The sequence below is a fragment of the Bradyrhizobium sp. BR13661 genome, assembly GCF_029892425.1.
Classification (GTDB): domain Bacteria; phylum Pseudomonadota; class Alphaproteobacteria; order Rhizobiales; family Xanthobacteraceae; genus Bradyrhizobium.
The window spans coordinates 1-23527 of record NZ_JARXWB010000018.1 but is presented as its reverse complement, the minus strand read 5'-3'; the positions used below and the strand labels follow the sequence as shown (position 1 = coordinate 23527).

The 23527-nt window shown below is 64.1% G+C and carries 26 protein-coding genes and 1 tRNA gene; 19 read left to right on the top strand and 8 right to left on the bottom strand.

Going from position 1 to position 23527, the window contains the following annotated elements:
• Positions 1-207 precede the first annotated feature (207 nt).
• A complete protein-coding gene (locus M2427_RS26415; protein ID WP_280709921.1) occupies positions 208-384 on the bottom strand; it encodes a helix-turn-helix transcriptional regulator in 177 nt (58 codons plus the stop codon).
• 177 nt (positions 385-561) lie between these two features.
• On the opposite strand from M2427_RS26415, the gene M2427_RS26410 reads away from it, so the two are divergent.
• The 3 genes from M2427_RS26410 (at position 562) to M2427_RS26400 (ending at position 2186) form a co-directional block, all read left to right on the top strand.
• Positions 562-1101: a hypothetical protein gene (locus M2427_RS26410; protein ID WP_280709760.1), complete on the top strand. Its 540-nt coding sequence runs from the start codon at positions 562-564 to the stop codon at positions 1099-1101.
• A gap of 153 nt (positions 1102-1254) precedes the next feature.
• The gene (locus M2427_RS26405; protein WP_280709759.1) at positions 1255-1527 is read left to right on the top strand and encodes a hypothetical protein; all 273 of its coding nucleotides are present in this window, start codon (positions 1255-1257) and stop codon (positions 1525-1527) included.
• A 269-nt stretch (positions 1528-1796) separates the two neighbouring features.
• Positions 1797-2186, top strand: coding sequence for a hypothetical protein (locus M2427_RS26400; RefSeq protein ID WP_280709758.1), 390 nt, complete (start codon positions 1797-1799; stop codon positions 2184-2186).
• Positions 2187-2258: 72 nt separating this feature from the next.
• Here M2427_RS26400 and M2427_RS26395 read toward each other — a convergent pair whose 3' ends face one another.
• Positions 2259-3323: a polysaccharide deacetylase family protein gene (locus tag M2427_RS26395; RefSeq protein ID WP_280709757.1), complete on the bottom strand. Its 1065-nt coding sequence runs from the start codon at positions 3321-3323 to the stop codon at positions 2259-2261.
• 253 nt (positions 3324-3576) lie between these two features.
• Here M2427_RS26395 and M2427_RS26390 point away from each other — a divergent pair, with 253 nt between their 5' ends.
• A complete protein-coding gene (locus M2427_RS26390; RefSeq protein ID WP_280709756.1) occupies positions 3577-3867 on the top strand; it encodes a hypothetical protein in 291 nt (96 codons plus the stop codon).
• A gap of 172 nt (positions 3868-4039) precedes the next feature.
• On the top strand, positions 4040-4255 hold the full coding sequence (locus M2427_RS26385) for a hypothetical protein (protein WP_280709755.1): 216 nt from the start codon (positions 4040-4042) through the stop codon (positions 4253-4255).
• Positions 4256-4274: 19 nt separating this feature from the next.
• Here the strand turns inward: M2427_RS26385 and M2427_RS26380 are convergent, their stop codons facing one another.
• Positions 4275-5963, bottom strand: coding sequence for an MFS transporter (locus tag M2427_RS26380; protein WP_280709754.1), 1689 nt, complete (start codon positions 5961-5963; stop codon positions 4275-4277).
• A gap of 137 nt (positions 5964-6100) precedes the next feature.
• Between M2427_RS26380 and M2427_RS26375 the strand changes: the two genes are divergently transcribed.
• The 7 genes from M2427_RS26375 (at position 6101) to M2427_RS26345 (ending at position 13832) form a co-directional block, all read left to right on the top strand.
• A complete protein-coding gene (locus tag M2427_RS26375; protein ID WP_280709752.1) occupies positions 6101-7471 on the top strand; it encodes a hydrolase in 1371 nt (456 codons plus the stop codon).
• A gap of 34 nt (positions 7472-7505) precedes the next feature.
• Positions 7506-8873 carry a cytochrome P450 gene (locus M2427_RS26370; RefSeq protein ID WP_280709750.1) on the top strand — a complete coding sequence of 456 codons (1368 nt, stop codon included), beginning with the start codon at positions 7506-7508 and terminating at the stop codon, positions 8871-8873.
• Positions 8874-8923: 50 nt separating this feature from the next.
• Positions 8924-10333 (top strand): adenylate/guanylate cyclase domain-containing protein, encoded by a 1410-nt coding sequence (locus M2427_RS26365; RefSeq protein ID WP_280709749.1) that lies wholly within the window; start codon positions 8924-8926, stop codon positions 10331-10333.
• A 145-nt stretch (positions 10334-10478) separates the two neighbouring features.
• Positions 10479-10967: a TerB family tellurite resistance protein gene (locus M2427_RS26360; RefSeq protein ID WP_280709748.1), complete on the top strand. Its 489-nt coding sequence runs from the start codon at positions 10479-10481 to the stop codon at positions 10965-10967.
• A gap of 242 nt (positions 10968-11209) precedes the next feature.
• Positions 11210-11989, top strand: a complete 780-nt coding sequence (locus M2427_RS26355) for an SDR family oxidoreductase (RefSeq protein WP_280709747.1) — start codon at positions 11210-11212, stop codon at positions 11987-11989.
• 128 nt (positions 11990-12117) lie between these two features.
• A complete protein-coding gene (locus M2427_RS26350; RefSeq protein ID WP_280709746.1) occupies positions 12118-12912 on the top strand; it encodes a glutamine amidotransferase in 795 nt (264 codons plus the stop codon).
• 107 nt (positions 12913-13019) lie between these two features.
• Complete coding sequence (locus tag M2427_RS26345) at positions 13020-13832, top strand: enoyl-CoA hydratase (protein WP_280709745.1); 813 nt, start codon at positions 13020-13022, stop codon at positions 13830-13832.
• Positions 13833-13936: 104 nt separating this feature from the next.
• Here the strand turns inward: M2427_RS26345 and M2427_RS26340 are convergent.
• Positions 13937-14012 (bottom strand) — tRNA-Ala (locus M2427_RS26340).
• A 185-nt stretch (positions 14013-14197) separates the two neighbouring features.
• On the opposite strand from M2427_RS26340, the gene M2427_RS26335 reads away from it, so the two are divergent.
• Genes M2427_RS26335 through folD form a run of 3 tightly spaced genes read left to right on the top strand, consistent with a single transcriptional unit; the run spans position 14198 to position 15712 of the window.
• A complete protein-coding gene (locus M2427_RS26335) occupies positions 14198-14488 on the top strand; it encodes a YggT family protein (protein WP_128959610.1) in 291 nt (96 codons plus the stop codon).
• A 6-nt stretch (positions 14489-14494) separates the two neighbouring features.
• A complete protein-coding gene (locus tag M2427_RS26330; protein WP_280709744.1) occupies positions 14495-14818 on the top strand; it encodes a DUF167 domain-containing protein in 324 nt (107 codons plus the stop codon).
• Positions 14819-14827: 9 nt separating this feature from the next.
• Positions 14828-15712 carry a bifunctional methylenetetrahydrofolate dehydrogenase/methenyltetrahydrofolate cyclohydrolase FolD gene (folD, locus tag M2427_RS26325; protein ID WP_280709743.1) on the top strand — a complete coding sequence of 295 codons (885 nt, stop codon included), beginning with the start codon at positions 14828-14830 and terminating at the stop codon, positions 15710-15712.
• Between the two features lie 8 nt (positions 15713-15720).
• Here the strand turns inward: folD and M2427_RS26320 are convergent, their stop codons facing one another.
• From M2427_RS26320 to M2427_RS26310, 3 genes are all read right to left on the bottom strand, one after another.
• Positions 15721-17202, bottom strand: a complete 1482-nt coding sequence (locus M2427_RS26320; protein WP_280709742.1) for a M20 family peptidase — start codon at positions 17200-17202, stop codon at positions 15721-15723.
• 85 nt (positions 17203-17287) lie between these two features.
• Positions 17288-17824, bottom strand: coding sequence for an inorganic diphosphatase (gene ppa, locus M2427_RS26315; protein WP_280709741.1), 537 nt, complete (start codon positions 17822-17824; stop codon positions 17288-17290).
• Positions 17825-18020: 196 nt separating this feature from the next.
• The gene (locus M2427_RS26310) at positions 18021-18530 is read right to left on the bottom strand and encodes a GNAT family N-acetyltransferase (RefSeq protein WP_128949012.1); all 510 of its coding nucleotides are present in this window, start codon (positions 18528-18530) and stop codon (positions 18021-18023) included.
• A 265-nt stretch (positions 18531-18795) separates the two neighbouring features.
• Between M2427_RS26310 and M2427_RS26305 the strand changes: the two genes are divergently transcribed.
• The 4 genes from M2427_RS26305 to M2427_RS26290 are packed head-to-tail and all read left to right on the top strand — an operon-like array spanning position 18796 to position 21897.
• Positions 18796-19698, top strand: a complete 903-nt coding sequence (locus M2427_RS26305) for an alpha/beta fold hydrolase (RefSeq protein WP_280709740.1) — start codon at positions 18796-18798, stop codon at positions 19696-19698.
• Complete coding sequence (locus M2427_RS26300; RefSeq protein WP_280709739.1) at positions 19695-20162, top strand: DUF2269 domain-containing protein; 468 nt, start codon at positions 19695-19697, stop codon at positions 20160-20162. The genes M2427_RS26305 and M2427_RS26300 overlap by 4 nt, the downstream gene beginning before the upstream one ends.
• An 8-nt stretch (positions 20163-20170) precedes the next feature.
• Positions 20171-21490 carry an SDR family oxidoreductase gene (locus tag M2427_RS26295; protein WP_280709738.1) on the top strand — a complete coding sequence of 440 codons (1320 nt, stop codon included), beginning with the start codon at positions 20171-20173 and terminating at the stop codon, positions 21488-21490.
• Positions 21490-21897, top strand: coding sequence for a thiol-disulfide oxidoreductase DCC family protein (locus tag M2427_RS26290; RefSeq protein WP_280709737.1), 408 nt, complete (start codon positions 21490-21492; stop codon positions 21895-21897). Before M2427_RS26295 ends, M2427_RS26290 begins: the two co-directional genes overlap by 1 nt.
• A 199-nt stretch (positions 21898-22096) precedes the next feature.
• Here the strand turns inward: M2427_RS26290 and M2427_RS26285 are convergent, their stop codons facing one another.
• Positions 22097-23341 (bottom strand): NAD(P)/FAD-dependent oxidoreductase, encoded by a 1245-nt coding sequence (locus M2427_RS26285; RefSeq protein ID WP_280709736.1) that lies wholly within the window; start codon positions 23339-23341, stop codon positions 22097-22099.
• Positions 23342-23527 lie beyond the last annotated feature (186 nt).

Below are 23527 nucleotides of genomic sequence, written 5' to 3'. Positions count from 1 at the left end.
GCAGACGCCACGGCGCCGCGATCCCACCACATGAACTGCCCCTGACCCTGCTCTGGTGTTCTTGTTTCACTGTTTCACTGCCGACTCAGTAAACGCAATTTGCAAGATGGAACGCAGGAGACGACCGCCCATGACTTTAGGCAGTTGCTGCGGCTAAGCAGTTTCATATGAAACGAGCCCGTAGGAATGCGGACCTCATTTAGCGGTCTATTCCTCCAGGAGCTTCGAGGCCGAGATGCGCAACCCCTTCGCAATGCGCGCGATGTTATCGATCGAGACATTTCGCTCCGAGCGTTCAACGCCGCTCAGGTATGTGCGATTAATCCCACATTCATGGGCCAAGGCCTCCTGACTGAGCCCGCGCGCGGCCCGAAGCCGGCGCATGTTTCGCGCCAGAACATCCCGCAATGGTCCCTTGTGAGTCCTTTTCACAGGGCCATTTCGGCGCGCTGTCGCTTTTAAGGCGACCGCTTTTAAGTTACATTCGAACGGCAGGGAGCCCGAAATCCAAGCCGAGGCGGCTGGTGACGGACTTCCGTCAGCACGAACAGGGAGCCGAGCGTGACCAATAGCTGCAGGTGGCCGATCGTTGGCCTCATTGCTTTGGCGGCGCTGATAACCCCGGCGAAGGCCGCAGAGGATCTCTCCTCATTCGGCACCCCTGTTGAAACCACCACGCCGGCCCGTCCAGTAGCCCAATCGAAGGCGCGCGCGAACAAGCTTTGGTCGGCCGAGGTCTGCGCCGAGATACAGCGGATCGAGAACGTTGTGATTTCGGGCCCATTGCACCCTAGCGATCGAGGGATGGCCCGGGGAGGGCTGCTGATGCTGGAACAACTTCACTGCGGAATCGACGTAAGCGAGAAGCTGGCTGCCGACGAAGCCGTTCTCGAGAACGAGCAGCGAAAGGCTCAGCGAACCTACGAGAAGAACATGGACGCGGCTCAACGCGCTGCAGAGCGTGCGGCGGCTCCCCGGGAGCCAATCATCATCCAGGTCCCCCAACCCGCTCCGGCGTCCTCGCTTCCCGATCCACCTGCCACCGTGAACTGCTCCACCACCCGGTTGGGAGGCGGTATGTCGAGCACGACTTGTCGATAGAGACGGCCTGGTCGGCGGTGACGCCCGATCCAACTGGCCTGTGAACTGGTCGGCCAACACTCCCGTACCCCTTCCGCCCTGGTCGCGAACTGGTTGTGGCCTTGTAGGTCTTGGAGGTCTCCTCTGGACAAAGTGAAGAAGACAAGGGCTCGGTTGGCCGAGCGGTTGGCGGCCTTGCTCCGGCAGGATCCGGACTGGGAGATTGTCGCGGACGAGATCGAAATGATGCTCGACCGTAGCGAGTGGACCGTCCAGCCGACACCGAGGGACAATCCTTTGGTTTACGCACGCAGCTTGATACTGGAAAACCTCGTGGGCCTTCAGTTGGCCGAGCAGGCGGAGAAATACGGGGCCGATCCCGACGCGGTCGACAGCGCCTACGATCTGATTGTGAACCTGATGCCGAGCGATCATCATCTCGATTGAGAGGCCGAACGCTCGGCAGTAGCTACGCCACTCTGTGGTCGTTTCCGTGGTCCGTTTCAAAAATCGCGCAGAAAATACCGAACGATATCAGCTTGCTGCGAGCATAGTGCGATGCCCTCTTGCGCACCAGCCTTCGCAGGCTGCGTCTGCTTCGGCTCGGCAAGCCGCTCCGCAGCGAAGGCCGCGCCCGCGCTTCCGTGATTCTTCTCACATAAGCTGGCGCGGCTCTCCCCTAGTGTCCCGGCCACGCAAACAAGGGGAGATTTCACATGCGCAAGATCGTTCTGGTTGCCGCCATGGTGCTGGTTTCCGCATCTGCCCATGCGGGCGACCGCAGCCTGTCGGTGTCGCCAGTGACCGAGCAGAGCTCCGCTCCGCAAACCACCACGCCCGCCGCCCCCGCGACTCACACCACGGAAGTCGCGCCTGCCACCCAGGATCCGAAATATTTCGACCGTCCGCCGGTGGTGTCGCTGGCCGCGCCTGTCGTGGCGACCGCTCCTGCGGCGCCCACAACGGCGACACCAGCATCGACGACAAAGCCCGCCAAGATCGCCAAGCCTGCAAGGACGGCAAAGGCCAGCACACCGAGGCTCAAGCCGTACTGGACCGAACGCCGCATCGTCGCCGAGCTGCATCGCCACGGCATTTATTGGTAAGCCGTCGATGGTCTCAAAGCAAAATGGCCGGGCATGAGCCCGGCCATCATACTTAGCGTCGCGATGACTTGCTTAGCGCTGCGAGACCGTCTGCACCACGCTCGAGACCGGGCGCGCATTGGTCGCGCTGCTGGACGCCGGCACCTTCAACTCCTTGAGCACGGCTTCGTCATAGTCAGGCAGCGATTCGAACGTCGTCTTCGCCTTGATCTGCACGACCTTGTAGCCGCCGGCCTTGAGGCGCGCGAGCAGCGTCGGCAGCGCCTCGCCGGTGCGCTTCTGGAAGTCGTGCATCAGGATGATGCCCTTGCCGAGCTTGTCGAGCTTGGTCATCACGTTGCTGACGATCTTGTCCGGCGTGCTCTCCTTGCGGAAGTCGAAGGAGTCGAGGTCGGTCGAGAAGATTCCGAGGTTGCGGCTGCCGAGATAGGTCACGAGTGCCGGGCTCTGCGACAGCTGCGGGAAGCGGAAGAACGGCGACGGATTGGTCCCGAGCGCCCATTTCACCGCGCTAAAACCTTTCTCGATCTCGTCCCTGGCCTGCTGCTCCGTCATCTTCTTGCCGGCGAGGTTGACGTGCGACCAGGTGTGCGCGCCGACCGTATGGCCCTGAGCGAGCACCTGGCGCAGGATTTCCGGATGATAGGTCGCATGCTTGCCGACGGAGAAGAACAAGCCCTTGGTGCACTCATCCGCGAGTGCCTTCAGCACCGCCGGGGTGTTGACCGGCCACGGGCCGTCGTCGAAGGTCAGCACAACCTCCTTGTCGGCGAGGAAATCAAACTGCTTGTACTGCTCGAAGCCGAAGCCGGGACCGCCTGTCGTGTCGATCTCGACCACGCGCGAGACGCCGAGCGCATTCGGATTGCTGCAATTCGTCGTCTGCTGAACCGGAGCCACTGCCGGTGCGGGCGCTGGAGCAGCGGTGGCAGAAGCGGGCTTGCCCGCGATCGCCGCAGTGGTGTCGACGTCATCCTTGGCGCCAAGCTTGGCCTGCGCCGGAAGCGGATCGGCAGCACGGGCTGCCGTTGTCTTGGGGGCGCCCTGGTCGGCGCGCGAGGAATAGAAGTACCAACCTCCGGCGATCACGATCGCCGCAACCACACTGGCCAGCATCAGGCCCAACGCATTACGCATCGCTACTCTTTCCAAACACGCAACCAAACTGGCGGAATGACCCGCGTCACGAGCCATTAATGCGAAGGAACAGTTAACGTGACACCAACGCGACGGCGGTTGCGGAGGAATTTCAGGCGGGTGCGCCAAAGTGACCGATGTCACGGAGGGTGGGTCGCTTGTGATGGTCATCACAGTTGACGCAGTCCTGCTGAGGCATGGTCATTCCCATCGACAACGGGCCCGCCGCCGGCGGTGCCAATGGGAGCTCCAAATGACCAAGTCCTTCTCTGCCAAGATCCGCGACGCCAGCCTGACCCTGGGCTTCGCCGCCATCGTCTCGATCATCTCGACCAGCTCGAGCTTCGCCTTCTCGGAGGCTGTGAAGCAGGCATGCTATAGCGACGCCTTCCGCCTCTGCGCGTCAGAGATTCCCAACGTCGAGAAGACCACGGCGTGCATGATGCAGCGTAAATCCCAGCTGAGCATGGGCTGCCGCACTGCGGTGGAAAAAGAACTTGGCGGCGGCGCCGCAAACAAGGTCGTTGACGCCCGGAACAACTGATAAAAGCGCACGCCGTAAACTCAGCGTTGTGTCACTCAAGCTCCCGCACGATGCACCCCGGCGCCAAGCCGGGGCCACGTTGCGGCAGTCTACCCGCCAATAAAGCCGTTGCGGCATTCGCAGCACCCCACTAGCTTCGCGCCCACATTTTCCGGGTACGAGGCCTTACGTGATGACCAGATTTCTCTTCATTGTTTCCTTGGTTCTGTGCGCTTCCGCCGCCTCGGCGCAGCAGCAGCCCGGCCAGGACGCCTGCGCGCGCGACGTCACGCGCTTCTGCCGTCCGGTGATGAACAATGGCGATAGCGCCGTGCTCGCCTGCCTGAAAGAGCACCGCGCCAGACTGAGCAAGGCCTGCGACAGGGTGCTGACCGAGCACGGGCAGTAATCGGGCCGCGCAAAAAAGCCTATGTACTGCTGCCCGCCGCGGTCGCGACCACGGGCAGCACTTCGCTTCCGGCCCGGTCCGGCGTCTCTTCCTTCCAGCGCACCGAACCGAACGGCCGCTCGAGCATGCGGCGGATCCGCACCGGCTCGACGCCGATGTGGAGGTCGCTCGCGCGCTGGTACAACGCGCGTTCGGATTGGGTCGCACGGTTGCGCTGACGCAGATAGTCGAGCCAGGTCGGACAATGATAGCGCTCGGTCCACAATTCCGGATCGGCGATGTCACGCGCGATCGACCAGCCATAGGCGCCGTTACGCTGCCGCGACAGCTGGATGTCCTGCATGATGTTGTGAAAGGTACGCGCGTTCTCCTGGGCGACGCGATACTCGATTTCGACCACCAGCGGCCCGCTGCGCGCGGTGAGCGACAGCTTGACCTCGGGATCGGCCAGCACGTCCGCGTCTTCGTTGCGGGCGCCGACGCGAGGCATCGCCAGCCAGATGCCGAGCACCGGCGAGATCAGCATCAGGCCCGCCGCTGTCAGCAGTGCGACCTCGACGCCGGCATAGTCGGTGAGATGCCCCCAGCCCCAGGCGCCGATCGCAATGCCGCCTGAGATCGAGGCCTGGAATGCTGCGAGCGAGCGTCCGGCGACCCATCGCGGCGCCGAGAGCTGTACGCCGATATTGAACAGCGCCACCGCGGCCATCCAGACCGCGCCGGCAAGCACCAGCGCGGCCGCGGTCAGCACCGGCTCGGTGCTCAGCGCAATCGCGGCCATCGCAAACGCCATCGAGATCGTGCAGGCGCGGATCGCGGCTTCGCCGCTCATGCGCTTGCGCAGCTCATGGATATTGAGCGCGCCGACCACCGCGCCCGTACCGAACGCACCCAGGATGATGCCGTAGGTCTGTGCGCCGCCATGCAGCAGGTCGCGCGCCACCAGCGGCATCAGCGCCATCACGGCGCCGCCGATCAGGCCCATCACCAGCGTCCGCAGCAGCACGATCTTGATCGGCGGCGAATTGGTGATGTAGCGGAAGCCCGAGACCATCGCACGGTTGAGCTTCTCCCGCGGCAGCCGCGAGGGCTCGACCGCGCGACGCCACAGCAGCAGCACCACCAGCAACGGCAGATAGAGGATCGCGTTGCAGGCGAACGCCGCCACTGCGCCGGCTGCGGCGACGATGACGCCGCCGACCGCGGGGCCGAAGCTGCGCGCGATATTGTAGCTGATGCCGTTCAGCGCCACCGCTGACGGCAGCGCGTCCGGCGGCACCTGCTCGCTGACCGAGGATTGCCAGGCGGGTCCAAACAGCGCATTGCCGCTGCCGACCACGAAGCAGAAGGCCAGCAGCGATTCCGGTGTGATGAGTTTGAGCCCGGCCAGGATCGTGAGGGCGGACGCGCCGGTCAGCGCGATCATGAGCGCGACCAGCGTCACGATGCGGCGGTCGTACATGTCGGCGATGGCGCCCGCCGGCATCGAGATCAGCATGATCGGCAGCATCAGGGCGGTCTGCACCAGTGCCACCTTGTCGGCGGAGGCCGCCATCTGCGTCATCGCCCAGGCCGCGCCCACGCCCTGGATCAGCAGGCCGAGATTGGAGAGCAGGCTGGCGAGCCAGATGCGCCGGAACACGGTATACCGAAGGGGGGCGGTGATGCCATCGGCGGAACGTCTCTGACGGTTTGTCTGCTCGGTCATATACCCTTCCAAGTCGTCTGGCAGAAATGGCTTGAATAATTCGGGCAGGCTCAGTGATGCCCGCGAAAGTCGTTCGCTGTCCAGTGGTTAGGCCGCTATAAGCGGTGCAAAGACATGGTTTTATCGGGGAGGATCAGATGAAGTTGTCGCGACGCACAATCCTGCAAGGTGCAGGTAGCCTGCCTTTCTCGGTTGCGAGCTTGCGGATGGGGGCGCTGGCGCAAACGTCGTCCGCGGCCGGCAGTTCCGAGGTGCCGCCGATCCTGTTCGTCCACGGCAATGGCGATTACGACGCGCTCTGGATGACGACGTTGTGGCGGATGGAATCCAACGGCATCGCGCGTGACCGCATGATGGCGATCAATTTCACCAATCCCAATGCACGCAGCGACGATACTGTCGAGCAGGCCAACCGGTCCTCGACCGAGGAACAGCGCCGCGAGCTCGCCGCGGCCATCACCGAGCTGAAGCGCCGCACCGGTGCGGCACGCGTGGCACTGGTCGGCAATTCGCGCGGCGGCAATTCCATCCGCAACGTCATCAAGAACGGCGGTGCCGGTGACGTCAGCCACGCGGTGCTGTGCGGTACTCCCAATCACGGCGTGTTTGCGCTCGACGATCTGCTCGGCAGCGAGTTCAACGGACGCGGGGCCTTCCTGCGCGGCTTGAACGAGGGCGACAGCGAGGTGACGCCGGGCACAGCCTTCCTCACCTTGCGCAGCGACGGCATGGACAAATTTGCACAGCCTGACGGCCGCTTCATGGGCAAGCCGGGCGTGCCGACCAACGTCACCGCCGAGGGGCCGGAGCTGAAGGGCGCGACCAATCTCGTGCTCGGCACAATCGACCATCGCGAGACGGCGTATCACCCGCGCGCCTTCCGCGAGATCTACAAATTCATTGCCGGGCGCGAGCCCGCGCGCATCGCGATCACACCAGAGCGGACGGTTCGCCTTAGCGGATTGGTCACGGGCTCGGCGGATGGCGTGCCGACCAATCGCCCCGTGGCCGGCGCGACGGTGGAGGTCCACCATGTCGACCGTGAGAGCGGTGAACGCCGGGGCGACGTGGTGTATCGTTCGAAGACGGGTGCGGACGGTCGCTGGGGCGCGGCCGAGGTCGATCCCGCCTCGCCGCTCGAAATCGTCCTGACCTCGCCGGATGCGCCGACGACGCACTTCTACCGCTCGTCCTTCCCGCGCTCATCCGCCGTCGTGCATCTGCGCGCGGCGCGCCCTTTCACTCCCGAGGAAAAGGACGCCGGTGCAGTCGTGATCATGACGCGCCCGCGCGGCTATTTCGGGCTGCCGCGGGACACGGTCCTGTTCGACGGCCGGGAGCCCGCCGACGTCCATCCGGGAGTGCCCACGGATGCGGCAGCAACGCTGCGCCTTCCGGCCAGCGAGATCGGGCGTAGTATCGTGGCCCAGTTCAACGAAGAACGAATTGTGGCGCGCGCCTGGCCGGCTTACGAGAACAGGATTGCGGTCGCCGAGCTGACTTACTAGCTAATGCAGTGCGTCGGATCTGCGGGAGAGAGCCATGAACATCGCCAGCGTGTGTCGGCCCATCATCCCCCCGACCCCGCCGCGCGCGCCGGAGAACATGTCGTTCTTCGGTCGGGTCACGGCGATCAGGCAGAATATGATCGCGACCTGGGGCCAGCGCGCCTATGAGGAAGAGATCCTCCAGGGGCGCTTCTTCCTGCACAAGAGCTTCATCCTGAACCAGCCGGCCGCGATCCGGCATGTCCTGCTCAGCAATTACGAGAACTACACGCGGACGCCGGCCGGCATCCGCATGCTGCGTCCCGTGCTCGGCGAAGGCCTCCTGCTCGCCGAGGGGCACGACTGGACGTTCCAACGCCGGACGCTGTCGCCGGCCTTTACGCCGCGCGCCACCGCCAATCTCGTGCCGCATATGACGGCGGTGCTCGACGAGACCATCGCGAAGCTGGATGCGCGTACGAACGAGCCGGTCGATCTGCGCGAGGTCATGCAGCGCATGACGCTGGAGATCGCCGGGCGCACGATGTTCTCGTTCGGCATGGACCAGCACGGCGCGACCCTGCGCAACTTCGTCATGGAATATGGCGAGCGGCTGGCGCGGGCCCACTTCCTCGACATGGTGCTGCCGGTCTCCTGGCCGACGCCTTTGGATCGGGCCCGGGCTCGCTTCCGCAAGCGTTGGGTCGAGTTCGTCGCGATGCTCATCGCCGAGCGGCGTGCGGCGGGCAAGAAGGACGGCGCACCGCCGCGCGATCTGTTCGATCTCATGGACGAGGCGCGCGACCCCGAGACTGGCAAGGGCTTTTCCGACGCGCAGCTCGTCGACGAGGTCGCGACCATGATCCTGGCGGGTCACGAGACCACCGCAACCGCACTGTTCTGGGCGCTCTATCTGCTTGCGCTCGATCCCGGCACGCAGGAGGAGGTTGCCTCCGAGACGCACGGCGAGCATCTCGACAGCATGGCCGACATCGACCGGCAGAAATTCACCCGCGCCGTGATCGACGAGACCATGCGGCTGTATCCGCCGGCCTTCCTGATCGCCCGGGCCGCGCGCGACAAGGACAATGTGGGCGGCGCCGAGGTCAGCAAGGGCGATGTCATCATGATCGCGCCATGGCTGCTGCATCGGCACGAGAAGCTGTGGGATCAGCCGAACGCGTTCATTCCCAAACGCTTCATGTCGAAAGAGCAGCCCGACCGCTTCGCCTATTTACCGTTCGGCGCTGGGCCGCGCGTCTGCATCGGTGCGCCGTTTGCGCAAGCCGAATCCGTGCTGGCGCTGGCGCGACTGATCGGCGCGTTCCGGGTCGAGCTCGCGGATGCAACGCCGGTCATTCCGTATGGCGTCGTCACGACCCAGCCGGACCACTCACCCATGTTCCGCATCACGCGCCGTTGACGGGCACTCGTCGAGCCGTCGGCGTGCTCCACTCAAGATAGGGTTACGCCATGAGCGATATCCAGGCCCAGCTTTCCGTTTTGAAGCAGACTGCCGACGCGAAGGTGGTCGACGCGATCGCCTCTCTCATTGAGAACGGCGAGGATCACGAGCTCAATCGCGTCAATGTCCTCGACTTCGCCAAGCTGCATGACGTCGACGAAGAGCACGCGATCTCTGCTTTCCTGCATTCGGCGCGGCTGGGGCTGTTCGATCTCGGCTGGAACGTGCTGTGTCCCGGCTGCGGCGGTGTGCTTGGGGCCCATACGACGCTGAAGGCGCTCAAGCCGGACGATTATCACTGCGCGCTCTGTGCCTGCGGCTACAAGGCGTCCGTCGACGATCAGGTCGAGGTCTCCTTCACCGTGAATTCGCGTGTCCGGCGCATCGCCGCCCACGATCCCGATACGCTTCCGGTGTGGGAATATTTCAAGCAGGTGTTCTGGAGCTCGGGTGTCGACTTCAACAAGGAATCCTTCGCGACGCTGGCCAACGAGGTGACGCTCGACACGATGGAGCTGCCGGCCGGCGAGAAGGCGACCATGTCGCTGCAGCTGCCGAACGACTTCATCATCATTTTTGAGCCGGTGACGCACGCCGCCCAGTTCATCGACGTCCAGGGCGAGCCGACCAAGGATCGTCAGCAGCTCGCCATCATGTACAACAAGGTTCAGGCGCCCACGGGAACCACGACGATGCGGCCGGGGCCGCTGCGGCTGTCGCTGGAGAACCAGGCCGGCGTGCGGGTGCTGCCGTCGGTGTTCATCGCGGCCGAGGCGCTCCATCATCTGATCGGCCAGCGCAAGCCGTTCCTCACTGCCAAGCGCATGCTGTCGAACCAGACCTTTCGCGACGTCTTCAAGGCGGACAATCTCAGCCTCGATCAAAGGCTGCAGATCACCTCGCTCACCTTCCTGTTCACGGACCTGAAGGGCTCGACCGCGCTCTATGAGCGTGTCGGCGATCTCGCGGCCTTCGATCTCGTGCGTGCGCACTTCCATGCGCTGCTCGAGATCATCTCCTCGGAGAAGGGCGCGGTGGTGAAGACCATCGGCGATGCCGTGATGGCGACCTTCATCCGTCCCGAGCATGCGATCGTCGCGGGCCTGCGGATGCGGGCGGCGATGGACGAGCTCAACAAGCAGCGCGGCACCGATGATCTCATCGTCAAGATCGGCATCCATGAAGGGCCGTGCCTCGCGGTGATGCTGAACGAGCGGCAGGATTATTTCGGCCAGACGGTCAATATCGCCGCCCGCGTGCAGAGCCTGTCGACCGCGCAGGAGATCCACATCACAAGTCCAGTGCTGGATGCGCCGGCGGTTGCCGAGCTCCTTCAGCGGCGTGAGATCAAGCCGATCCAGAAGCAGGCGGCCCTGCGCGGCATCGCCGACAAGATGGTGGTGTACGAGATACCGTAGGGACGGCGCCAGCCGACCCTCCGGATTGCCGAAACGTAATGCAGCGCGCGGAACTGACGCACGTTGCGCCGGTTGAGTTTCCCGCTCATATAAGGCTGGTAACGGCCGCGCTTCCCCGCGGCTTCATCGATTTCGGTAGGACCTTATGCTCGACGGCCTGCGCCAATTCATCGCCGACATTGTTGCTCCCCATGCCCAGGACCGCGCCTTCGGCGACAGCGACTACCGGCTGGCGGCAACCGCACTGCTGATCCACGTGGTTTCGCTCGACGGCCAGCCGACGCAGGCCGAGCAGAGCAAGCTGCACAATCTGATCGAAAGCCATTTCAAGCTCGATCGGGGCACGGCCGACCGGCTGATTGCCGATGCGACCCAGGTCGAAGGCGAGGCGGTCGACCTCTATCACTTCACCAGCGTCATCATGCGCTCGCTCGACGAAGACGGCCGCAAGCGCATCGTCCAGATGATGTGGGAGCTGGTCTATGCCGACGGTCAGGTCACCGAGTTCGAGGACAACGTGGTCTGGCGTGCCTCCGACCTGCTCGGGATTTCCCAGCGTGACCGGATCGACTTGAAGCATGCTGTCGCGGACCGCAGCAGTGATCAGGTCAGAGATGGCGCGGTTGGCGGCTGAGATGCGCTTCGCGCGCATTGTTCTGGGTTGTGCGGCTCACATGACGAAACTTTAATGTAACGTCGCTTCGCCCGGATTCCGGATTCCCCTGTAATTCCGGGGGTTTCCTGCTTCCCTGTTGCCCGCTCAGGCAGCCATGCTGCCCGCGCCGCTTGCTTGTCGCGCACGGCCTATGCTCCAGTTCCGCCGTTTCGGGGCGAAAAAACTTCAATTCAAGAGACTTGGATAAAGAGACTTGGATCGTGACTGAGCGGGTAACGTTGATCACCGGCGCTTCGGCGGGCATCGGCACGGAGCTGGCGCGCGTGTTTGCCGCGAACGGACATCGCCTCGCGCTGACGGCGCGACGTGCGGACCGGCTCGAGGCGCTCGCGAACGAGCTCACCGGCCCCTGCGGCAAGAAGCCGATCGTGATCGCCTGCGATCTTCAGCAAGCGGATGCCGGCGAAAGGATCGCCGCCGCGCTCGCGGCCGAAGAGGTCGAGCTCGACTATCTCGTCAACAATGCCGGCTTCGGTGTGTTCGGCGATGCGGTCGAGCGCGACCGCGACGAACAGGTCGGCATGGTCGACGTCAATGTTCGCGCGCTGACGGATCTGTCGCTGCGCTTTGCCGATCAGCTCATCAGGAACAAGGGCGGCCTTCTCAATGTCGGCTCGGTCGCGGGCTTTCTGCCGGGGCCCGGCATGGCCGTGTACTACGCGTCGAAGGCCTATGTGATTTCGCTGACCGAGGCGTTGCGGGCGGAGCTCGCGCCGCGCGGCGTTCGTGTCACGGTGCTGTGCCCGGGGCCGGTGCAGACCGAATTCCAGGGGCGCGCCGGCGTTGGCGACGGGCACGATACGGCGATTCTCAACGTCCCTGCCGCCGACGTTGCGCGGCAGGCTTATCGTGGCCTGATGGCGAACAAACGGGCAGTGCTGCCGGGCATCGGCATCAAGATTGTGCCGTTCGCGCTGCGCTTCTTCCCGCGCGGCTTCATCCTGTCCGCCACGAGCCGGTTCCAGCGGCAGCGGCACTGAAGCAACCCCAAACGACCCTAGTGGCCCGGAGCTTGCTTCAGGATCGGGGCGTGTGTGTGCAAACTCACACGATGTTAACTTTCGTTTAGCTATGCTGGCGGCTTGAACTGATAGCACTCGCAAAGGCCATGTCGTTCCGGACGAACAGGTTTGGTGGCGCAGAATTGGTGCCCTTCCCCCGAAGGACGCCGAGCGCGATCGCCTCCGAATCCCGGCTTCCGGTTCTGATCGTCCTGCACCAGGAATCCTCGACACCCGGCCGCGTCGGCAACGCGCTGCGCGCGCTCGGCCATCGCCTCGATATCCGCAGGCCGCGCTTCGGCGATCCCTTGCCCGAGACGCTCGACCAGCATGCCGGCGCCGTCGTGTTCGGCGGTCCGATGAGCGCGAACGATTCGGATGATTACATCCGCCGCGAGATCGACTGGATCGAAATTCCGCTCCGCGAGCAGCGTCCGTTCCTCGGCATCTGCCTCGGTGCGCAGATGCTGGCAAGACAGCTCGGCGCACGCGTCGCGCCACATCGGGATGCGCTGACCCAGATCGGCTATTACCCGATCCGCCCGACGGCGGCAGGCCACGCGCTCTGCCCGGACTGGCCGGCGCAAGTCTATCACTGGCATCGCGAAGGCTTTGAGCTGCCTGATGGCGCCGAATTGCTAGCGGAGGGCGATGATTTCCCGAACCAGGCGTTCCGATCAGGCAATGCCTTCGGCGTGCAGTTTCATCCTGACGTGACCTACGCGATGATGCATTGCTGGACCACACGCGGCTATGACGGCCTCAGCGCGCCCGGCGCGCGCGAGCGGCATCATCATTTCTCGGATCGTGCCGTGCATGATGTCGCGGAACGCGCCTGGCTGGATCATTTCGTCGACGGCTGGCTGGCGCGCCGGCCGGTGCTGGCGCAAGCCGCCGAGTAGATCGCGGCTTCGCGCAGATACTTGGCGCAAGTCCTTGGCGCATCCCCAACTATGCTAGTCTCGCTGCCAACGAGCGCGCGAACGCGTGCCGGCAAAGGGAGAGCGTCATGGCCTATGAACATATTCTCTATGAGGTGAGCGAGAGGATCGCAACCATCACGCTCAATCGTCCCGACCGCATGAACGCGTGGACGCCTGTCATGGAGCGCGACGTGCGCCACGCGATGGAGGCCTCAAGCGCCGACGACAATGTCCGTGTCATCGTGCTCACAGGCGCGGGCCGCGCGTTCTGCGCCGGCGCCGACATGGATGCGCTGAAAGGGCTCGATCCCAACGACGTCCGGCGCGCCTCGAACTTGCCGCCCTTCGACATGAACCGCCGGCCGGACTGGCAGACGCGTTACGGCTTCTATCCGTCGATCGGCAAGCCTGTGATCGCGATGCTCAACGGCGCCACCGCCGGCATCGGTCTCGTCCACGCGCTCTATTGCGACCTGCGCTTTGCCGCCGACAATACGGTGTTCACGACAGCCTTCGCGCGGCGCGGCCTGATTGCCGAGCACGGCATCAGCTGGATGCTGCCGCGCATCATCGGCCATGCCAATGCGATGGATCTCCTGCTCTCGGCGCGCCGCGTGGGAAGCGATGAGGCGTTGCGGATCGGGCTGGTGAACCGCCTCAGCCCACCGGACAAGCTGCGCGAAGAGACCTACGCCTATGCCCGGGATCTCGCCGACTTCGTCTCGCCCAGCGCGATGGCCGTGATCAAGCGGCAGCTCTACGAGGTGCCGTTCCAGACGCTGGCCGAAGCCACGATCGAGGCCAACAGGGAGATGATGGTGGCGCTGAACGGGAGTGATTTCCGCGAGGGCGTGGCGAGCTTCATGGAGAAGCGGCCGCCAAGGTTTACGGGGAAGTAGGGGGAAGATGTGGACGGAGCCCGCCGTCGCCCTTCGGGCTTTGGCGCGGCAGCCTTCGCTGCGAAGCGGCTTGCCGAGCCGAAGCAGGCCCAGCCTGCGAAGGCTGGTGGAGCCAGGCGGGATCGAACCGCCGACCTCGTCATTGCGAACGACGCGCTCTCCCAGCTGAGCTATGGCCCCTTTGCTGGCCGCTCTGGTAAAACGCGGCCGACAACCGGGCGCCATTTAAGTCCCCGCCAAGGTCAAGTCAAGGACGGGTGTAACGGGGTTTTAGCCATCACGGCACCGACTTCCCTTGTTTGGACCGGGGGGAACCGATATCTAGCGAAAGCGACACGCATCTCCATCGGAGACGAGCCCACTTCATGAAGCCCATCGTCTATGTGCTGATTCAAATCATCAGCCTTTACAGGTATATACTGATCATTGCGGCAATCTTCTCCTGGTTGATTGCGTTCAATGTCGTCAACACGCGCAATCAGTTCATCTCTGCTGTAGCCGAATTTCTCTACCGGATAACCGAACCTCTGCTCGGGCCGATTCGTCGTCGGCTGCCGAATTTCGGGGGGTTGGATATCTCGCCCATTATCCTCTTCTTCCTGCTGTTGCTGATCGAGATCTATCTGTCGGACTACGTGTACCCCTACGTGCCGTAGAGGCCGATGGAACCCTGGCGTATCTCCACCACGGGTGTCAGCATCGCACTGCGGGTGACGCCGCGCGGAGGACGTGACGGCATCGACGGGATCGAGCAGCTTTCCGACGGCCGCAGCGTGCTGAAGGTGCGCGTGCGGGCCATCGCCGATGGCGGTGAGGCCAATCGCGCGGTTCTGGCGCTGCTGGCGAAATCGCTCGGCGTCCCCAAGGCCGGCGTCAGCCTCCTGTCGGGAGCGACGTCGCGGCTGAAGCAGGTCGCCATTGCGGGCGATCCGGCGCGGCTTGATGACAGGTTGCGCGAGATCGCATCGGTCAAATCGAAAGACTAGGGAACTGACATGACGGCCAGGATCATCGACGGAAAAGTCATCGCCGCAGACCTTCGCGCCCGCGTCGCCGACGAGGTCGCCCGCGTCAAGCGCGAGCACAATCTGGTGCCGGGTCTCGCCGTGGTCCTGGTCGGCAACGATCCCGCCAGCGAAGTCTATGTCCGCTCCAAGCATACGCAGACCCAGGCCGCCGGCATGGCCTCGTTCGAGCACAAGCTTCCCGCAGACGTCTCGCAAGCAGATCTGCTGGCGATCGTCGCCAAGCTCAACCGCGATCCCGCCGTGCACGGCATTCTCGTGCAACTGCCGCTGCCCAAGAGCCTCAACACCGAGGCCGTCATCAACGCGATCGATCCCGCCAAGGACGTCGACGGCCTGCATCCGAACAATGCCGGCCGGCTCGCCGGCGGCTTCGAGGCGCTGTCGCCCTGCACGCCGCTCGGCTGCATCATCCTGACCAAGAGCGTGCACCCTTCGCTCGAAGGCATGAACGCAGTCGTCATCGGCCGCTCCAATCTGGTCGGCCGCCCGCTGGTGCAATTGCTGCTCAACGAGAATGCCACGGTGACGATCGCCCATTCGCGTTCGCGCGACCTGCCCGGCATCGTCAAGCAGGCCGATCTCGTCTATGCCGCGGTCGGCAGGCCCGAGATGGTGCGCGGCGATTGGCTGAAGCCGGGCGCGACCGTGATCGACATCGGCATCAACCGCATCCCGAAGGATGACGGCAAGACCCGTCTCGTCGGCGATGTCGCCTATCAGGAAGCGCTTGGCGTTGCCGGTGCCGTGACGCCGGTGCCCGGCGGCGTCGGCCAGATGACCGTCGCCTGCCTGCTCGTGAACACGCTGCGCGCTGCTTGCGCGATCGCGGGTTTGCCGAAGCCCGCGGTGTAGCCTTCTCTTCACCCCGCCGTATTCTCGATCAGCCGCCGGTAGAACCGGATCATGTCGGCATAGCCTTCGATGCTGAGGCGCTCGTTGGTGCCGTGGAATCGCTTGAGGTCGTCGGAATTGGCGCGCACCGGCGAGAAGCGGAAAATGTTGTCGGTGAGGGCGGCATAGTGACGTGAGTCCGTCGCCGCGATCATCAGGCCGGGCGCCACGATCACATCGGGGAACACTTCGCGGATCGAGCGCGTCAGCGCCGCATAGGACGGGCTCGCGGTGCCCGTCACCGGTGGCGGATCGGTATTGCCCGGGAACGTCGCGATCGAGATCTTCTCGTTGGCGATGGTCGAGCGGACATGGTCGGTGACGCTGGCCTCGGTATCGCCCGGCAGCAGGCGGAAATTGACGGTCGCCTCTGCGTTCCCCGGCAGGACATTGTCCTTGTCCCCGGCGTTGAAGATCGTGAGCGCCGTCGTGGTGCGGACCATGGCCTCGGTCGGACCGCTCTTCTCGAACTCCCGCATCAGCAGCGGCTTGAACAGCCACAGGTTCGACAGCACCACGCGGTTGAAGCCGCCCATCTCCGGCGCCAGCGTGTCGAACATCTCGGCGACAGCGCCGCGGATATGGGCCGGCAGCCGGTGGTCCTCCAGCCGCGCCAGCGCGGCGCTCATCATTCCGATCGCGGTCTCGCGCGGCGGCATCGAGGAGTGTCCCGGCGCCGTGTGCGCGGTCAGCACCAGCGTCGAATAGCCCTTTTCTGCGACTCCGATCAGCGCCGCCGGCTTGTCGAGACCCTTCATGATGCCTTCGGCGATCAGCAGGCCTTCGTCGAGCACGAAGTCGAGCTTGACGCCGCGCGCGGCGAGCGCGGCGGCGATCGCTTTGGCGCCGCGGGTGCCGGAAACTTCCTCGTCATGACCGAAGCCGAAATAGATCGTCCGCTTCGGACGAAAGCCATCCTTCGCCATCTGCTCGGCGGCTTCGAGCATTGAGTAGAGATTGCCCTTGTCGTCCCAGGAGCCGCGTCCCCAGATGTAGCCGTCCGCGACCGCGCCATCGAACGGCTTCTGCTGCCAGTCCTTCTCGGTGCCCGGTGCGATCGGGACCACGTCCTGGTGCGCGAGCAACCCGATCGGTTGCGCTTTCGGATCAGTGCCCTCCCACGTGTAGAGCAGGCTGTGGCCGCCGATCACCTCGCGCTTGGCCGCGGCATGGAAGGCCGGGAAGCTTGCGGCAATATGGGCAGAGAGGCCGCGCAGGGCGTCGGCATCCTGCTCCGGATTGAGGAAGTTCGAGATGGTCTGGAAGCGGATCGCCTCCGACAGGCGCTGCGCCGCGCCCTTGGTATCGACACTGGCGCGCGGGATTGCCGTGACCTGCATTTGGCGCGAACCGCGCGTGGCGACGTTGTAAGCCAGCACGCCGGCGAGGATGACGACGCCCGCGACGATCAGCAGGATCAGATTACGGAGGATCTTGAGAAGCCGACGCATGACAAGCTCGCGGGGTTCTGGAAGCGCGATTAAGCCGCGCCACGGCGTCCGACAAGATCAAGCCCGAAAGACCGCGAAGTCGGGATTACGCCTTGTTTTTCTTCTCGCGCTCAATGCCTTCGAGGATCAGCTTCTGCGCTTCCTCGGGGCCACCCCAACGGGTGATCTTCACCCACTTGCCCTTCTCGAGATCCTTGTAGTGCTCGAAGAAGTGCTGGATCTGCTGCAGCGTGATTTCAGGCAGGTCGGAGTACGATTTAACCTTGTCGTAGCGCTGCGTCAGCTTCGACGACGGCACCGCCAGGATCTTCTCGTCGCCGCCGGCTTCGTCTTCCATGAACAGCACGCCGACCGGGCGCACGCTCATGACGGCACCGGGGATGATGGCGCGGGTGTTGATGATCAGCACGTCGCAGGGGTCGCCGTCATCGGACAGGGTGTGCGGGATGAAGCCGTAATTACCGGGGTAACGCATCGGCGTGTACAGGAAGCGATCGACCACGAGCGTGCCCGCCTCCTTGTCCATCTCGTATTTGATCGGCTCGCCGCCCACGGGGACTTCAATGATGACGTTGACGTCGTGGGGGACGTTTTTCCCGATCGAGACCGCATCGATACGCATGAAATAGGCTCCGTTATTGCCGACGTTAACTTTCGCCCGGCAGCGATTTTGGCGCTGTCATACGCGGGCTTGGGCCGCCGATCCATCGTGTTTTTGTGAAATAATGAATCCAGCGATCACCGGCGCAAAGGGCTGACGGTATCGACGGGAGGGGAGCGCCGCCGTGAGGCTTTCAGCGGTTTGATTGGTCCGAACCCTAGTTGGTCCAGGCGAAAGCGACCTTGTCGAGCGCCTTCGGCCCGAACCGCTCCGAGGAACGTGCCACCATGCGGCCGCCCAGAGCCCGGTAGAACTCTGTCGCCGGATCGTTGTCCGAGAGCGCCCACACCACCATGCTCTTCAGGTTGCTCTGCATGAGGTCGCGGCGGGCGGCGGCGAACAGCCGGCGGCCGAAGCCGAGGCCCTGAAACTCGGGACGCAGGTAAAGCTCGTAGATCTCGCCGTCAAAATGCAGGCTGCGCGCGCGGTTGCGGCCGTAATTGGCGTAGCCCGCGATCTTGTCGCCGAACACGAGCACGCTGACGCGGCTGCCCTTGCGGATCGCGCTGTCCCACCATTGTGGGCCGCGGCGGTTGATCAGCTTCTCCAGCTCGGCGCCGGGAATGATGCCCTGATAGGCGGAGCGCCAGGCTTCATCATGCGTGGACGCCACCGCAGTTGCATCTGCAGCTTTGGCCGGCCGGACCTCGATCAGGGTTGTGCTCATGGAAGCGATCAAACCAAGTCGCCGCGCCGGCGGCAAGACCTATCGTTAATTATCGGTTAACCTGTGGACTTTCTGCATCAGTATTTTAACCATGTTGTACCGAAAAAAGACAAGACGCCATTTCGAACGGCAGCAGCGTGCCGTGCGCCGGTGCAAAACTCCGGCAACGCAACGAATGAACCGCGATGACAGCGCAGAAAATCCGCCCAGAGTGATTCGTTCCGACTAGTTTGGCCAAACTCTCCGTGCGCGCCCTCGGCAATTCATGCGGCTTCTCAACACCCTTGCCCCTCTGCTTCTGCTGTCTGTGCTGACGGCACGACCTCTGTGCGCTCAGGTCACGCTTCAGGTCACGCTTGGCGCATCAGGCGCGGAAGGCGAGCCGTTCCGCAGGCAGGAATGGCGCGTGCCGTCGCCGGATACCGATATTGCCGCGCGCGCGCTGTTGTTTCGCCCCTCGGGCGCCGGTCCGTTCCGGCTTGCCGTGATCGCACATGCCTCGACGCAGAACGTGCTGCGTCGCGCGCAAATGCCGCAGCCGGAATATCGCGCGCTTGCAAGTCTTCTCGTGGCGCGCGGCTTTGCCGTGCTGGTGCCGGAGCGTCTCGGCCATGGCGCGACCGGTGGCCGCTATGTCGAGGATCAAGGCGGCTGCGACGAAGCGGACTACGCGCGCGCGGGCCGCGCGACCGCAGAGGAAATTTCCCTCGCGCTGGACTATTTGCGAAAGCAGGATTTCATTCGCGGGGATGGCGCAGTCGTGATCGGTCATTCTGCCGGAGGCTGGGGCGCGCTGGCGCTCGCGAATGCCGATCCGAAAGAGATCTCCGCCATCATTGCATTCGCGCCAGGGCGCGGCGGCCACGCCAATGACGAACCGAACAAGATCTGCGCGCCGCATACGCTGCTTGCGGCTGCGGCGGAATTCGGCAAGGCAGCGCGCATTCCCGTCACATCGCTGGTTGCAGCGAATGACAGCTATTTTGCTCCGGCATTTTCGAAAACAATGGCGGATGCGTTTCGCAGCGGCGGCGGCAAGGACGATTTTCGTGCACTGCCTGCCGTTGGCAGCGAGGGGCATTGGCTGATCGAGACGGAATCCGGCGTCAAAGCAGCAAGCAGCGAGCTCGACCGCGCGCTGAAGCCTGTGGCGGCGAAGAAGCCATGATGCTGTATTTCCTGGTCAAATATCTGCACGTGCTCGGCGCCATCGTCATTCTCGGCACTGGAACTGGCATCGCTTTCTTCATGCTGATGGCACATCGCACCGATAATGCGGAGTTCATCGCGCGGACGGCGTCGGTGGTGGTGATCGCGGACGCGATCTTCACGCTGTCGGCGGTGATCCTGCAGCCGGTCACGGGCGGCCTGCTGATGATGCTCTCGGCCACCTCGATCACGGAACGCTGGATCCTCGTCTCGCTCGCGCTCTACGCCATCGCCGGCCTGTTCTGGATTCCCGTCGTCTTCATGCAGATCGAGATGCGCGATCTCGCGCGCAAGGCCGCCGGGCAGCAAGCGGCGCTGCCGGAGCGTTACTTCGTGCTGTTCCGCCGCTGGTTCGCATTCGGCTTCCCTGGCTTCGGCACCACCATGCTGATCCTCTGGCTGATGATCGCCAAGCCGTTTTGAGAGAGCAGATGAACCAGCGAACCATTTTGGTGCTCGGCGCCTCCGGCCTGATCGGCCGCTTCGTCACCGATGATTTGCGCACGCGCGGCTTTCGCGTGGTCGGTCTCGCACGCAGCCTGTCGGCGGCGCAGAAGATGAGCGCGCTCGATCTCGAGCTGCCGATCCTGTCACTCGATGCGATTGCGCTGACGCGCCTGCTGAGCGAGCATGCGGTCGACATCGTCGTGAACTGCCTCGGCGTGCTCCAGGACGGCCCCGGCAGCGACACCAACGCCGTCCATCGCGATTTCGTGGCGCGTCTGCTTCAGGCCATCGCCGGCAGCGGCCGTGCGATCCGGCTGGTGCACATCTCGATCCCCGGAACTGCCGAGGCCGATCGGACCGCGTTCGCCACAACCAAGCGCGAGGCCGAGCGTTTGATCGCGGCCTCAGGGATTCACCACGCCATCCTCCGGCCCGGCTTCGTGGTCGCGCCGTCAGCCTATGGCGGCAGCGCCATGCTGCGGGCGCTGGCTGCCTTCCCGCTGGATCTTCCGGCCAAGGAGATGGCAACGACGTTCCAGCCCGTCGCGGTCGAGGATATCTCCGCGACCATCGCCTGGCTCGCCGCGCGCGAGATCGACGATGCGTCTGTGAAGGCGGTGAGCTGGGACCTGATGCAATCCGAACCGATCACGATGGCCGGCGTCATCGAGCAGTTTCGCCTCGCGTTCGGCACCGCCGGTTGGCCGCGCATCGCGATGCCATCCTTCATGCTCGATCTCGGCGCTAGGGGCGGCGATCTCGCCAATACCCTGGGCTGGATGCCGCCGATGCGCTCCACCGCGATCGCCGAGTTGCGTCGCGGTGTTATCGGCGATCCCTCCGCATGGATCGCTGCCTCGGGCATCGTGCCCAAGACGCTGACGGATGCGATCGGGCGCCATCCCGCCGCCATCCAGGACAAATGGTTCGCGCGGCTGTTCCTGATCAAGGCATTGATCTTCGCAAGCCTGGTCGTGTTCTGGCTCGTCTCCGGCTTCATCGCGCTGTTCGTGTCCTACCGCGCCGCCGCCGGGATCCTGACCACGCACGATTTCCCGCCAGCGCTGGTCGATCCCATCACGACAGGCACCAGCCTGATGGATATGAGCATCGGCGTATTGATCGCCTTCCGCCGCACAGCTGCGATCGGGTTGGTCGCAGGCATCTTTGCTTCGCTCGGCTACATGTTTGGCGCGGCGATCCTGACGCCCGATCTCTGGATCGAACCGCTTGGGGCGCTGGTGAAGACAGGACCGGCGATCGTGCTGATGCTGGTCGCACTTCTGATGCTGGATAATCGCTGATGGCAAGATGGCCCGACGATGACGTGATCCTGTACGACGGCGTCTGCATCTTCTGCTCACGCTGGGTGCGTTTCGTTGCGCAGCGCGACACGGCGAAGCGATTTCGCTTCACGCCGATCCAGTCGGATTATGGCGCGAGGCTGGCGCGCACGTTCGGCATCGATCCCGATGATCCCGATACCAACGCCGTTGTCCATGGCGGCGAAGTGTTCATGAAGTCGGATGCGGCGCTGACCGTGCTGTCGCTGCTTCCGGGCTGGGGCTGGGTGCGCGTACTATTCGCGGTGCCGAAACCGCTGCGAGACCCCGTCTACAGCCTCATCGCGCACAACCGCTACCGCATCTTCGGCAAGTACGATGCGTGCTTCGTGCCTGATGCGGACCTGCGGGCGCGGGTGATCGAGTAACTCGATAGCGGCGCTACAGAATCGGTGTCGTCCCGGCGAAGGCCGGGATCCATAAGCACAGGCCGGAATTTGGCGAAGGCTAACAGTTAAAGGGCCAATCCACGGTACTGCGACCGTGGTTCACCGCGAAATCACGCGGTATGGGTCCCGGCCCCCCGTGCGCAATTGCGCACTAGGCCGGGACGACGTTGGAGCTAGACTAACGCTCTCCAATCGCCGCCAGCACTTCCTTCGCCGCCCGCTCCCCACTATCCCTTGCCCCATGCGCGGTCGTGAAGAAATTCGGCGAGGTCGCTTCGCCCGCGAAGAACAGGCGCTCCTCCACCCTCTCGGCCAGCACCGCGCGATCACCCGCATGCCCCGGCAGCGCGTGCGAGTAGGAGCCTCGCGCAAACGGGTCGTGCCCCCAGCGTGACTCGTACAGCGGCTTCAGCTTGAGGCGGATGTCGTTACCGAGGAGGCCTGCGATCTCGTCGATGCTGTGCGCCGCGATGGTGCCGTCGCCGGCGGCTTCCAGCTGGCGGGCAAAGCTGCCGCCGAAAAAGCCTTCGATGCATGGCTGGCCGAACGGGCGGATGTGATAGGTGCCCATCTCGGTGCGCATGGTGGCGCCGCGCAGGTTTCCTTCACTCGGGAAGGCTTCGGCATCGCTAAGCGCCAGCGTCACCTTGTCATCGACGCCGAGCGGCAGGCCGGCTGCGGCATCGACCTTGCGGGGAAGCGGCGGCGAGAAGCGGATCGCCTCATCCGCGATCAAATTGGTCGGCACGGTGACGATCACCTTGTCCGCGGTCTGCGTGCCCTGTGATGTCTCGATGCGCACGCGCTTGGCGGAATGATCGATCAGCGTGACGTGGCAGTTCAGCGCCACGGGACACGGCGCGCCATAGGCCGCGATCAGCGCGCCATAGCCGCGGCGGACGCGCCAGTTGAGCTCGCTGTCCTCATAGGCGTCCCAGTCGAGTGTCGACATGTCCTCGAGTTCGCAGCCGTTGATATAGGTCGAGATCGCGTCGATCATCGGGTTCCAGCGATTGCCGGGCTCGAGACTCAGGCTCGCGGGCTCGTCCTTGCCCTTTTGCGCCGCCTGCCATAGGCGCTGATAGAACGCGTCCATCGCGCGCATGAAATCGTCGCGCTCGCTTTGCGGAAACGCATTGCCATAGGCGCGCTCGCGCCAGGGCGGCAGGTCCTTGTTGAGCTCGAAATCGAGCGCGCGGGCAATTGGAACGAACGAGTTCTTGTCGGCCGAGTGCAGCCAGCCGCAGCCGACGTCAAAGGTCACGTCAGGCGAAGCCTGCACGGTCCAGGCGCGGCCACCAAGCCTGTTACGCGCCTCCAGCACGATCACCGAGAGGGCAGTGCCTTGCAGCGCATGCGCCGCACCAAGGCCGGCCGCACCGGCACCGATGATTGCGACGTCAACGGAGGAGGGGAAGGACATGGATCGGCTCTAGCACGTTCGTGCAGCGTGCTGAAGCGGGCCCGGTATGCCGTTCTCGTGTCCCGGACGCGGTACAGCGTGTAACGCCGCTCCGCAGAGCCGGCAACTGTTATGTCGATGGGGCGATCATATAAGGTTTTCGGTCGCGCATCATTGCGTTGAGCACGGTTAGAAGCTTCCTGGCGA